The 11839-nt window shown below is 75.4% G+C and carries 11 protein-coding genes; 3 read left to right on the plus strand and 8 right to left on the minus strand.

Annotation, left to right across the window (positions count from 1 at the left end):
• The first annotated feature begins 53 nt into the window (after positions 1 to 53).
• Positions 54 to 1262, plus strand: coding sequence for a phosphoglycerate dehydrogenase (serA, locus tag QRT03_RS11495; protein WP_286052887.1), 1209 nt, complete (start codon positions 54 to 56; stop codon positions 1260 to 1262).
• A 1-nt stretch (position 1263) separates the two neighbouring features.
• On the opposite strand, the gene nhaA is transcribed toward serA, so the two are convergent.
• Both nhaA and QRT03_RS11505 read right to left on the minus strand, forming a co-directional pair.
• Complete coding sequence (gene nhaA / locus QRT03_RS11500) at positions 1264 to 3123, minus strand: Na+/H+ antiporter NhaA (RefSeq protein ID WP_286052888.1); 1860 nt, start codon at positions 3121 to 3123, stop codon at positions 1264 to 1266.
• A 211-nt stretch (positions 3124 to 3334) separates the two neighbouring features.
• Positions 3335 to 3835, minus strand: a complete 501-nt coding sequence (locus tag QRT03_RS11505; protein WP_286052889.1) for a putative immunity protein — start codon at positions 3833 to 3835, stop codon at positions 3335 to 3337.
• A gap of 112 nt (positions 3836 to 3947) precedes the next feature.
• On the opposite strand from QRT03_RS11505, the gene QRT03_RS11510 reads away from it, so the two are divergent.
• On the plus strand, positions 3948 to 4511 hold the full coding sequence (locus tag QRT03_RS11510; protein WP_286052890.1) for a dihydrofolate reductase family protein: 564 nt from the start codon (positions 3948 to 3950) through the stop codon (positions 4509 to 4511).
• Here QRT03_RS11510 and QRT03_RS11515 read toward each other — a convergent pair.
• From QRT03_RS11515 to QRT03_RS11540, 6 genes are read right to left on the minus strand one after another with little or no spacing between them, the layout of a single operon-like run.
• The gene (locus tag QRT03_RS11515; protein ID WP_286052892.1) at positions 4496 to 5086 is read right to left on the minus strand and encodes a histidine phosphatase family protein; all 591 of its coding nucleotides are present in this window, start codon (positions 5084 to 5086) and stop codon (positions 4496 to 4498) included. The two genes, QRT03_RS11510 and QRT03_RS11515, sit on opposite strands and share 16 nt — an antisense overlap.
• A 5-nt stretch (positions 5087 to 5091) precedes the next feature.
• Complete coding sequence (locus QRT03_RS11520) at positions 5092 to 6081, minus strand: lysylphosphatidylglycerol synthase transmembrane domain-containing protein (protein ID WP_286052894.1); 990 nt, start codon at positions 6079 to 6081, stop codon at positions 5092 to 5094.
• On the minus strand, positions 6078 to 6881 hold the full coding sequence (locus QRT03_RS11525; RefSeq protein ID WP_286052895.1) for a methyltransferase domain-containing protein: 804 nt from the start codon (positions 6879 to 6881) through the stop codon (positions 6078 to 6080). Before QRT03_RS11525 ends, QRT03_RS11520 begins: the two co-directional genes overlap by 4 nt.
• Positions 6839 to 7840 (minus strand): glycosyltransferase family 4 protein, encoded by a 1002-nt coding sequence (locus QRT03_RS11530; protein ID WP_286052896.1) that lies wholly within the window; start codon positions 7838 to 7840, stop codon positions 6839 to 6841. The genes QRT03_RS11525 and QRT03_RS11530 overlap by 43 nt, the downstream gene beginning before the upstream one ends.
• On the minus strand, positions 7837 to 8235 hold the full coding sequence (locus QRT03_RS11535; protein WP_286053356.1) for a 6-pyruvoyl trahydropterin synthase family protein: 399 nt from the start codon (positions 8233 to 8235) through the stop codon (positions 7837 to 7839). The genes QRT03_RS11530 and QRT03_RS11535 overlap by 4 nt, the downstream gene beginning before the upstream one ends.
• 14 nt (positions 8236 to 8249) lie before the next feature.
• On the minus strand, positions 8250 to 9215 hold the full coding sequence (locus QRT03_RS11540) for a zinc-dependent alcohol dehydrogenase (RefSeq protein WP_425604830.1): 966 nt from the start codon (positions 9213 to 9215) through the stop codon (positions 8250 to 8252).
• A gap of 48 nt (positions 9216 to 9263) precedes the next feature.
• On the opposite strand from QRT03_RS11540, the gene QRT03_RS11545 reads away from it, so the two are divergent.
• A complete protein-coding gene (locus tag QRT03_RS11545) occupies positions 9264 to 11639 on the plus strand; it encodes a CDP-alcohol phosphatidyltransferase family protein (protein WP_286052899.1) in 2376 nt (791 codons plus the stop codon).
• Positions 11640 to 11839: the final 200 nt, after the last annotated feature.

The following is an 11839-nucleotide window of genomic DNA, read 5'->3' on the forward strand; positions in this document are numbered from 1 at the left end:
AGCTGCTCCGCAGGGGGCCGACACGAGCGGGAGACCCGCCTAGGGTGCTCCGGGTGAAGGTGCTCCTGCTCGAGAACATCCACCCGACCGCTGCCGAGGCGTTCCGCCGCGCCGGACTCGAGGTCGACGCCCGCCCGGGGTCCCTGTCCGGGTCGGAGCTCGTCGCGGCCCTCGACGGGGTGTCCCTGCTCGGGATCCGCTCCAACACCACCATCACCGCCGAGGTGCTGGACGCGGGCAAGGACCTGCTGGCCGTCGGCTGCTTCTGCATCGGGACCAACCAGGTCGACCTCGCCGCGGCCGCCGAGCGCGGGATCGCGGTGTTCAACGCCCCGTTCTCCAACACCCGCTCCGTCGTCGAGCTCGTGCTGGGCGAGATCATCGCCCTGGCCCGGCGACTCACCGAGAAGACGCTGCGGATGCACGAGGGCATCTGGGACAAGTCGGCCAAGGGCAGCCACGAGATCCGCGGGCGCACGCTCGGGATCGTCGGCTACGGCAACATCGGCACCCAGCTGTCGAACGTCGCCGAGGCCGTGGGCCTGCGCGTGATCTTCTTCGACACCGCCGACCGGCTCGCCCACGGCAACGCCCGCCGGGTGGGGTCGCTCGAGGCGCTGCTGGCCGAGGCCGACGTCGTGAGCCTGCACGTCGACGGGCGCCCCGGGAACGCGGGCCTGTTCGGCGCGGAGCAGTTCGCGCAGATGAAGCCGCGGTCGATCTTCATCAACGCCTCCCGCGGCATGGTCGTCGACTACGACTCGCTGCGCGAGAACATCGAGACCGGCCACATCGCGGGCGCCGCGATCGACGTGTTCCCGGTCGAGCCGAAGGCCCAGGGCGACGCGTTCGACTCGCCGCTGCGCGGGCTGGACAACGTCATCCTCACCCCGCACGTCGGCGGGTCGACCGCCGAGGCCCAGGAGGAGATCGGGCACTTCGTCTCGACGAAGCTGCTCGGGTTCGTGGCCGGCGGCAGCACCGCCCTGTCGGTGAACCTGCCCGAGGTCGCGCCGCCGAACCCGCCCGGCGCGTACCGCATGGGCTACCTGCACTCCAGCGAGCCGGGGGTCCTCGCGGGCCTGAACAAGCTGCTCGCCGACAGCGGGGCCAACGTCATCGGGCAGGCCCTGTCGACGCGCGGCGAGCAGGGCTACGTCGTCACCGACACCGACAAGCCGCTCGCCGAGCACGTGCTCACCGAGCTGAACGGTGCCCCGCAGACGCAGTGGCTCCGGTTCTGGGAGCCGCAGACCGCCTGACCTATCGGGCGGCCCGCCGCGCCGCGTCCACCCGTTCGAGCTCCGCGATCAGGGTGGCCGCGTCGTGCGGGCCCTCCAGGCGCTGCGGGACGGTGCCCGCGGCGCCGAGGAAGAACGTGGGCGTGCCGGGCAGGTCGCTGGTCCGCGCGTCGATCTCGTCGTCGGCGACCCGGTTCGTGGTGTCGCCGTCGCGCAGGTCCTCCTCGAGCCGCCCGACGTCGAGGCCGAGCGCTACCGCGTGCCGGTCGAGTGAGTCCCGGTCGAGGGCGTCGGCGTGCGCGAACAGGTGGTCGTGGGTCTCCCAGAACCGGCCCTGCTCGGCCGCGGCCTCGGAGAACTCCGCGGCCTGCCGCGCGTCGGGGTGGTACTCCTCGAGCGGGAAGTGCCGGAAGACGTAGCGCAGCCGGTCCCCGAAGTGCTCGCGGACCTGCCGGATGCCGCCGGTCGCCTTCCCGCAGAACGGGCACTCGAAGTCGGCGTACTCGACGATGGTCAGCGGCGCGTCGACCGGTCCGCGGATGTGGTCGCGCCGCGGATCGACCGGGCGGAGCAGGTCGCGCGACGGGCCCTCGGGCGTCGGGGCGACCTTGAAGACGACCGCGCCGAGCACCAGGGCCAGCGCCGAGGCCGCCAGCACGCCGATCCGGGCCTGGTCGGCCAGCGCCTCGTCGTCGGCCAGGGCGAGGTCGACGATGAACAGCGAGATGGTGAACCCGATCCCGGACAGCGCCGCGCCGCCCGCGACCTGCGGCATCGTCAGGCCGGGCGGGAGCCGGCGCCGCAGGGCGGCGGTCGCCCCCGTGATCCCGAGGAACTTCCCGACGACGAGGCCCAGGACGATGCCCCAGGTCAACGGCGAGGTCGCGGCGGCACGCAGCGTCTCGGCGTTCAGCGCGACACCCGCGTTGGCGAGGGCGAACAGCGGCACGATGATGAACGCGGTGTAGGGCTGGTAGAGCCGCATCAGGCGTTCGTTGACGCTGACGGCCCGGTCGAGGCCGAGGCGTGCGGTGCGGGCGTACTCCGGGTTGGGCGACTGGCGGAAGCGGCGGGTCAGCTCGGCCGCCCGTTCCACCTCGCGGCGTTTCGGCGGGTACACCGGCAGGAGCAGCGCGATCAGCACCCCGGCGAGCGTCGCGTGCACCCCCGACTCGTGCAGCGCCACCCAGGTCACCAGCGACACGACCAGGTAGCCGCCGCCCCGCCACACCCGCAGCCGCCGCAGCTGCCAGACCGCGGCCAGCCCGACGATCGCGACCACCAGCGGGATCCAGTGCAGCTCGTCGGTGTAGACGAGGGCGATGACGGCGAGCGCGCCGACGTCGTCGGCGACCGCCAGCGTCAGCAGGAAGATCCGCAGCCGCTCCGCCCGCCCGGGCCCGACGACCGCCAGGGCCCCGAGCAGGAACGCGGTGTCGGTGGAGATCACGACGCCCCACGCGGACGCCTCCGGCCCGGACGGGTTGAGCAGCAGGAACAGCACCGCGGGCACCGCGAGTCCGGCGATCGCCGCGACCAGCGGGACCATCGCCTGCGACCGGTCGCGCAGCTCGCCGATCGCGAGCTCCCGCTTCACCTCCAGGCCGATGACGAAGAAGAACAGCGCCATCAGGCCGTCGTTGACCCAGTGCTGCAGGTCCAGGTCGACGCCCGTCCCGCCGACCTGGATGGAGATGTGCGTGTGCCAGAACGCCTCGTAGGTCCAGCCCCACGGCGAGTTCGCCCAGATCAGCGCGAGGAGGGTCGCGACCAGCAGGAACACCGCCGCGAGCGACTCCGAGGAGTCCCCGCGACGCGCCTCGGAGATGCGGTCCAGGACGCCGCGCAGGCGCCCGGTGCTCCGCACGGTGGTATCGGTCATCGCGGGTGATTCTTCCCGACGACGGGTCGTGCGCGGGAGTGACCTTCGCGGGTCGGCCGAGAGGTACACCAGGCACCTTCCCGAGCCCGAGGAGGTGTCTCATGTGCTTCTCGGCGACAGGTTGCCGGCGGCCGGCATCCGACGCGGCCGCGAGAGGTACACCAGGCACCTCCCGGGGCCCGCGGAGGTGCCTGGTGTAGCTCTCGACGGGTCAGTCGAAGACCCACCAGCAGAGCTCGTTGCGCCGGCGCTGGTCGTCCAGCACGAGGTCCCGGACGGCGTCCGGGAGCTGCTCGCGCTGCCAGGCGCACTCCCGACGACCTGCCGCGTCGCCGTCGGCCGCGCGCACCGCCTTGATCGCGTAGGCGGCCGCGCCGAGGTCGTGCTCGGCGACGTGGGCGACGGCGCCTGCCTGCCCCGCGGCGTAGGCGGCGAACCGCGGCGCGCCCCGCAGGTCCCGCGCCGCTCCCATCGCGTGCCCACCGGCCGCGCGCGCCGTCATCATGCGGACCTCGCCGCGCGTCCACGCCCGGGCGTGCTCGATCGCCTCCCGCGGCCGGGGGTCGTCTGGCCGCTCCGCCTCGAACAGCGGCAGGACGTGCTCGGCGCACTCCGCGGCCCAGAGCGCGAGGAGGTGGTGGTCGGCGTCGGTCAGCGTCCCGCCGCGCCGGATCGTCACGAGCCGCGCGTCGCGGTCCTTCGACAGGATCACCTCGACCACGCTAGGGCCTGTCCACTCCCGGCCCGCGAGAAATCTCGCGAGTCCTGTCGAAACCCGTCCTCTTCGTCCGACGCACGGGCGAACCCACCCCGAGGAGGACACCATGCAGATCGTCGTCACCGCCTTCACCAGCCTCGACGGCGTCGTCCAGGCGCCCGGCGGACCCGACGAGGACCGCGACGGCGGCTTCGCCCACGGCGGCTGGTCGATGCGCTACTTCGACCCGGCGGTCATGGGCGCGGCCTGGGACGACGCCATCACCTCCGCCGACGCGATGCTGTTCGGGCGGCGGACCTGGGAGGTGTCCGGGCCGGCGTGGTCGGCGCAGTCCGGCGACCCGTTCGCCGACCGGATCAACGCCATCCCGAAGTACGTCGTCAGCCGCACCCTCACCGACGCGAGCGCCTGGGCGAACTCGACGGTGATCGACGACCCGCGCCACTACCCGCAGGGCGACGGCCGGGTGCTCGTCATGGGCAGCCCGTCGGTGGTCCGGGAGCTGGTCGACGCCGACCTCGTCGACGAGTACCGCCTGATGATCGAGCCGGTCGTCCTCGGCGGCGGGAAGTCGATCTTCCCGCGGAACGGGAACAGTCGCGGCCTGGAGCTCGTGGAGTGCACGACGGCCGCCACCGGCACGCTCGTCTGCACCTACCGCAGGGGCTGAAGCGCGGCGGCGTGGGCGGAGAGGTCGTTGAAGGCGAGGAGCCGCGGGGTCGAGCCGGAGGTGTCGATCCGGCACACCGCGGCGTCCTCGACCCACATCCGCCACGCCACCTCGTCGCCCACGCCGAGGGCCCACGCGATCGCGGCCTTGATCGGCGAGACGTGACTGACGACCACCACGTCGTCCGAGGCCGCATCGGCGGCGAGGTCCGCACACGCCGCCCGGACCCGCTCGCCGACCGCCGCCACCGACTCGCCGCCCGCGGGGACGTGCGCGGGGTCGTCCCGCCAGGCCCGCCAGCCCGCGGCGTCCAGGGCGGTCGAGGGGCAGCCGTCGAGCGTGCCGTAGTCCATCTCGATCCAGCGCTCGTCGACCTCGACCGGCACCCCGAACATCTCGGCCGTCTGCCGCGCCCGCGTCAGCGGGCTGGACACCAGGCGCGCCGGGCGGGGGAGCGCCCGGGCGAGGACGGCCGCCTGCTCGACGCCCTGCGCGCACAACGGCGGGTCGGCGCGGCCCAGCAGCAGGCCGCTGCGGTTGGCCTGCGTCTGGCCGTGTCGTACGAGGGTGAGCATCCGGCTCACGCTACTGACGCGGGGCGTGTCCGATATGTGAGGCGAGGCGAGTTCGCCGGAGCGGCGGCGTCGGCCTGCGCCGGACGGGGCAGCGCGATGCGCCCGAGCAGGAGCACGCCGGCGCCGGGCAGGCACGAGACGAGTGCGAGCACGCCGTAGGTCACGGCCGCCGTGAGCCCGGCCTCCGCACCCAGCCCGGCCGCGCCGAACGCCGCGGCCATCGCCGCCTCGCGCGGGCCCCACCCGCCCACGTTGACCGGCAGCCCCATCGCGAGCAGGGCCAGGGCGAGCAGGGGGAGGAGCGTGCCGAGTGGCGCGACCGGCCCCGCCGCGACCGCGAGCAGGGCCAGGTGCCCCACGGTCGCGACCAGCGAGAGCCCGACGACGCCGGGTCCGGTCCCGCGTCGGAGGAGCCCGTCGCGCAGGTCGTCGACGAACGACTCCGCCATCGCCCGCCCCCGCCGTAGGCGCGCGGCCACGGGGCGCCGGCTGCGGGACGCCAGCGACACGACCGCCAGCGCGACCGCCACGACGACGGCCAGCACGGTCAGCACCGTGACCGGGTCCACCAGCTCGCGGGCGGGGGAGGGCAGCGCGACCAGCAGCGCGGCGCACGTCGCGATCACCACGACCTGCCCCGCCACCCGCTCGATCACCACGGCGCGGACCCCGCGCGCCACGTCGGCGTTGCGTCGGCCGTGGTCGACCGCGCGGTGCACGTCGCCGAGCACCCCGGCCGGGAGCACCGAGTTGAGGAACTGGGCGCGGTAGCAGTCGGCGAGCGCCCGCCCCGGCGCCAGTCGCAGGCCCACGCCCCGCGCGACGAGGCACCACCGCGCGGCCGAGGCCGCCGTCGTCACGAATCCGATCACGAGGGCCGCCGCCAGCGAGCTCCCCGAGACCGCGCGCAGGCCGTCGACGACGGCCCCCGTTCCGAGGTGCACGACCACGGCGGCGACCAGCAGCGCCCCCACCAGCAACTTCACGAACCTCATCGCGGCAGCCCCAGCAGGTCGACGTGCCCGACCTCGGCGGCGAACGGCTGCGCGAGCCGCCGGCCGAGGTACGCGTCCAGGTCCGCGGCGAGCGCGGGCTCCTGGACGGCGGCGGCGTCGACCCACCCGCGCACCCACTCCTCGGCCAGCGACTCCCCGGCCGCGAGGCGCCACGGCGAGGCCTCCCGGCGCACCGCGTACCCGGCGTGCTCGAGGGCCGCGACGGCGAGGTCCGAGGCGTCCGGGCCCGCGAGCGCGTCCCGGCGCTGGTGGGCGTCGAAGGCGGCGGCCACCCGGTCGTCCCACGGGTCGGCGGGGTCGAGCAGCACCCGGCCCGACACCGTCAGCGTCCAGAGCACGGCGGCGCCCGCGGCCGCGCAGGCGTCGGCCAGCCGCTCGATCTCCGCGCCGGTGAGCAGGTCGAGCAGCGCCGAGCAGACGACGACGTCGGTGCCGCCCAGGTCGACCTCCGTCACGTTCCCGACGACGGGTGTGGCCGGCTCGGGGAGCGCGGCGGACGCGTGGTGGGCGAGGTCGGCGTCGCGGTCGTGGACGTACCACCGCTGCGGCCGGTGCAGGCGCGGCGCGAGCCAGCGCCCCATCGACCCCGTGCCGCAGCCGAGGTCGCGGATCACGACGGACCCGGCACCGAGCGCCGCGTCGAGCTCGCCCGCGAGGACGGCCGAGCGCGCCTCGTGGTCCGCGGGCTCGCGCAGCGCCAGCCAGTCCGGGGTGCAGACGGGGGAGCCCGGCTCGGTCAGGCGAGCGCGGGGCGCAGCCGGTGCACGGTCGTGATCCACGAGGGCAGCGTGCCTCGCCGCGCGGACGCTGAGATCCTCCACCCGCTCCGCCGCACCGGGTCCCCCAGCCAGTGGCGCAGGGCTCCTGCCAGGGCACCAACGTTCTCAGCGGGCACTAAGGCCGAGGGCCCCGCCTCGCGGATCCCGCCGACGTCGGCAGCCAGCACGGGGATGCCCCGGGCGAGGGCCTCGGGAACCACCATCCCGAACGTCTCCATCCGCGACGGCACCACGAGCAGGTCGGTCGCGGACCACACCGCGTCCAGCCGCGGCCCGACGAGCGGGCCGGTCACCGCGATCCGATCGGCCAGCCCGTGCGCCGCCACCCGCCCCCGCAGCCCCGCGACGAACCCGGGATCGCGCGTCGCCGGCCCGACCAGCGAGCAGGTCCAGTCCCGGTCGTGCAGGCCGGCGAGCGCGTCGACGAGCAGGTCCTGCCCCTTCGTCGGCGTGAGCGCGCCCAGGCAGAGCAGGCGCGGCCGCACCCCGGTCACCGCCGACCCGGGCGCGGGCGGGGCGGGGTCCACCCCGGGCGGGGCGACGAGCACGTGGGCGGGGTCGACGCCGTGGACGGCCACGACGCGCTCCGCCGTCCACCGGCTGGTCGTGGCGACCGCCCCCGCGTGCCCGAGCGCCGCCGTCTCCAGCGCGCGCAGCTCCCGGGCACGCCCGGGAGCGAGCCCGCGCTCGTCCGCCAGCGGCAGGTGCACCAGCGAGACCAGCCGGAGCCGCGCCGCGTGCCGCCCGAGCACGTCCGGGAACCGCGCGCCGACGAGCCCGTCCACCAGCACCGACCGGCCGTCGGGTACGGATCGCAGGGCCGTGTCGAGGGCGCCGTCGTCGCCGACCGGCACCCGGAGCTCGTCCCACCCCGAGACCTCGAGGACCCGGCGGTCGTAGACGTTGCCGCCGCTCGGGACGGCGTCGAGGTCGTCCGGGACGACCACGTGAACCGTCACACCGGTCGCTCGTAGCCCGCCCGCGCGACGTGCGACTCGTGCAGCTCGACCGCGATCGTCGCGATCGCCCGGGCGCCCTCGCCGAGCGCTCCGGTGTGGATCGCGGTGGCGAGGCGGTCGGCGATCACGCGGGCCAGGAACTCCGTCGTCGTGTTCTCGCCGGCGAACTCCTCGACCTCGTCGAGGTTGCGGTAGCGGAGGTCCTCCAGCGCGGTGCCGAGCGCGGCCGTCGCGAGCCCGATGTCGACGACGATGTTGTCCGCGTCGAGCTCGGGGCGCCGGAAGGTGGCGTCGACGACGAACGTGGCGCCGTGCAGCGCCTGCGCCGGTCCGAAGACCTCGCCGCGGAAGCTGTGGGCGACCATCACGTGGTCGCGGACGGTCACGGCAAACAGGGTGAACATCCCCTTCAGTAGTCGACGCGGACCGCGAGCCCGGGTGCCCCGGCCGCCAGCCGCGCCATGGTCTCCGGCAACGCCTCGAACGGCACGGTGTCGGTGATCAGCGCCTCGAACCGGTCGTCGGCGAGCAGCCGCAGCGCGAGCGTCATCCGGTCGGCGTAGGTCCGCCGCGCGCGCCGGGCCCCCGACACCATCCCGACCTGGCTCGAGCGCACCGCCAGCCGCCCGGCGTGGAACCCCTCGCCGAGCGGGACCGACACCGCCCGGTCGCCGTACCAGGACATCTCGATCACCTCGCCCTCGACGCCGAGCAGCTCCAGGGACCGTGCCAGCCCGGCGGCCGTGCCGCTGGTGTGGAACACCAGGTCGCAGTCGCCGAGGGCGTCCTCCGGCGTCGCGAACCCCACGCCCAGGGCGCCCGCCGTGCCCGCCCGCGAGGCCTCCACGTCCACCAGCTGCACCCGCACGCCCGCGATCGACGCGAGCAGCGCGGCCACCGAGGCGCCGACCATCCCCGCCCCGACGACCGCGATCCGGTCGCCCACCCGCGGCCCCGCGTCCCACAGCGCGTTCACGGCGGTCTCGACGGTGCCCGCGAGGACGGCCCGGGCCGCGGGGACGTCGTCGGGCACGACCGACACCGCGGACGCGGGCACCACGAACCGCGTCTGGTGCGGGTGCAGGCAGAACACGTCACGCCCGACGAGATCGTCCGGCCCCGCCTCCACGACACCGACCGCGAGGTACCCGTAGGCCACCGGACCGGGGAACTCCCCGACCTGGAACGGGGCCCGCATCCGCTGCGCCTGCGACGCCGGGACCCCACCCCGGTAGACCAGCAGCTCCGTCCCGCGGCTGATCGCGGAGTGCCGGGTGCGCACGACGACGTCGTCCGGCCCGGGGGGCGGGAGCCCGACGTCGAGCACGGTCGCTTCGCCAGGACGGAGTACGCGGAAGCTGCGTGCGGAGTACAGAGTTCCTCCATCACGGTCGGGTCACGGCCTCGGGGAGGATCGTGCTCCATGGCCGCAGGAGAACCGACCCTGCCAGAGCGCGGGAGCACCCTGCTGGCGCCGCCGATCGCGGCCCAGCTGACGACGGCGGGTCTGCTCGGCGCCGCCCTCCTCGCGGCCCTGCACACGACGTCCGGGCTCGGCGGTGTGGGCCTGATGGGCGGCGCACTCGTGCTCGTCCTCGGCGGAGCGCTGCTGGCGAGGAGCGGGGAGCGCTCCCTCGGCCCCGCGGGCAGCGTGACCCTGCTGCGGCTGGTCCTGATCGCCGGCGTCGCGGGCCTCGTCGTGCAGCATCTGGCCGGGCGTCCGGTGCGGGACGTCGTGCTCGTCGGGCTCACGGTCGCGGCGCTCGCGCTGGACGCGGTCGACGGGTGGGTCGCGCGCCGGACCGGCACGTGCACGGAGCGCGGTGCGCGGTTCGACATGGAGTCCGACGCGTTCCTGCTGCTCCTGCTCGCGGTGTACGTCGCCTCCGACCTCGGCCCGTGGGTGCTGCTCGTCGGCGGGATGCGCTACCTGTTCGTCGCCGCCGGGTGGGTCTGGCCGTGGCTGACCGCGCCCCTGCCGGCCCGGTACTCGGCGAAGGTGGTCGCCGCGCTGCAGGGCGTCGCGCTGGTCGTGGCGAGTGCGCACGTGCTGCCCGGCTGGGCGGCGGCCGCGCTGGTCGGGGCGGCGCTCGTGGCCCTCGTCTGGTCGTTCGGGGTGTCGGTCCAGTGGCTGGCCCGGCACGCCGACCCCGGGGCCGCGCAGCGGACCACACCTGTCGTCGGGACGGAGTTCTCGTGGTGGCGGGGACTCCTGACCGGGCTCGCCGCGCTCGTGCTCGTCGCGGTGCTGGTCGCCCCGCGGGACCCGTCGGCGCTGGTCTGGGGTTCCTACCTGCGGCTCCCGCTGGAGGGCGTCGCGGGCCTCGCGCTGCTCGTGCTCCTGCCCGACCGGTGGCGCCGTCTCCTCGCCGTCGTCGTCGGCGTCCTGCTCGGGGTCGGGGCGGTCCTGACGGCGTTCGACGTCGGGTTCGTCTCCGTCCTCGCGCGCCCGTTCGACCCGGTGCTGGACAGCCCGCTGCTCGAGGACGGGGTGGGCTTCGTCGGGTCGACCTACGGGTCCGCCGCCGAGGTCGCCGCGATCGTCGCGGCGATCGTGCTCGGGGTGCTGCTCGTCGCCGGCGCGGGGATGGCCGCGCGCCGGGTCGCCGGCGCCGCCGCCCGGCACCGGCGCGGGACGCTGCGGGTGCTCGCGGCGCTCGGGGGCGTCTGGCTCGTCGGCGCGGTCGCGGGGCTGCAGACGGTGCCCGGCGTGCCGGTCGCGGCGGCGACCACGGCCGCGGCCACGGTCGACCGGGCCGCGGCGATGCGCACCGCGTTCGCGGACGCGCAGCGGTTCCGCGCGGAGTCCGGCTCCGACGCCTGGGCCGACGCGCCCGCGGCCGATCTGCTCGGCGGGCTGCGCGGTAAGGACGTCGTCGTCGCGATCGTGGAGAGCTACGGCCGGTCGGCCCTCGACGACCCGGGCCTCGCCGCGACCGTCGCCCCCGCCGTCGACGCCGGTCAGGCGCGTCTCGCCGGGGCCGGGTACGGGGCGAGGAGCGGGTTCCTGACGTCGAGCGTGGTCGGGTCCGGCAGCTGGCTCGCGCACGCGACGCTGCTCTCCGGGCTGCGGGTGGACAACCAGCAGCGCTACTACACGCTCACGTCGTCGGACCGCTTCACACTGTCGGCCGCCTTCGCCCGCGCCGGCTGGGAGACCGCCGCCGTCCAACCGGGCACCACCCGCGCCTGGCCCGAGGGCCGGTTCTACGGCTACCAGCGCGCCTACAACGTGCACGACCTCGGCTACCGCGGACCGTCGTTCGGCTGGGCGTCGATGCCCGACCAGGTCGTCCTGGACCGGGTCTCGCGCCTGGAGCTGGACCGACCCGCCCGCGGACCGGTGATGGCCGAGGTCGACCTCGTCTCCAGCCACGCCCCGTGGACCCCGCTGCCGCACATGGTCGACTGGGACACCCTCGGCGACGGCTCGCAGTTCGCCGCGCAGGCGGCCCCGACCGACGCGGCCGCGCGCTCCACCGAGCAGGTCCGGCAGGACTACGCGCACTCCGTCGCCTACACGATGGACGCGCTGACCTCGTGGGTGCAGCGGTCGGCCGACCCGAACCTCGTCGTGGTGGTCGTCGGCGACCACCAGCCCGCGCCGCTCGTGACCGGACCCGGCGCCGGGAAGGACGTGCCGATCTCGATCCTCAGCCGGGACCCCGCCGTCCTGGACCGCGTCGGCTCGTGGGGATGGAGCCCGGGCCTGCGGCCGACGCCGGACGCCCCGACGTGGCCGATGGAGGCGTTCCGCGACCGTTTCCTCGGCGCGTACTCGGGTCCACCGCGACTGTGACCGGCGTCACTCTGCTGCCGCGTTAACGTCCTGTCGGGCGCGGACGACATCCCGTGCGAGCCCGGCGCCGTCAGACCCCCGACCTGACGGCCCGGGCTCGTTCATTCTCCCGGGGAAGACGGACGACGGGCACCTGCCCGGCCGTCCCCCGACGGCGGCCGGTGCAGGTGCCCGTCGCTCGGTCAGCGTAACCCGTTCGT

The organism is Actinomycetospora termitidis, from assembly GCF_030286555.1.
GTDB classification, from domain to species: Bacteria; Actinomycetota; Actinomycetes; order Mycobacteriales; family Pseudonocardiaceae; genus Actinomycetospora; species Actinomycetospora termitidis.

Excerpts from the sequence above, each read along its gene's own strand:
- nhaA (WP_286052888.1), bottom strand. The coding sequence starts at position 3,123 with ATGACCGATACCACCGTGCGGAGCACCGGGCGCCTGCGCGGCGTCCTG.
- QRT03_RS11510 (WP_286052890.1), top strand. The coding sequence starts at position 3,948 with ATGCAGATCGTCGTCACCGCCTTCACCAGCCTCGACGGCGTCGTCCAG.
- QRT03_RS11515 (WP_286052892.1), bottom strand. The coding sequence starts at position 5,086 with ATGCTCACCCTCGTACGACACGGCCAGACGCAGGCCAACCGCAGCGGC.
- QRT03_RS11520 (WP_286052894.1), bottom strand. The coding sequence starts at position 6,081 with ATGAGGTTCGTGAAGTTGCTGGTGGGGGCGCTGCTGGTCGCCGCCGTG.
- QRT03_RS11545 (WP_286052899.1), top strand. The coding sequence starts at position 9,264 with ATGGCCGCAGGAGAACCGACCCTGCCAGAGCGCGGGAGCACCCTGCTG.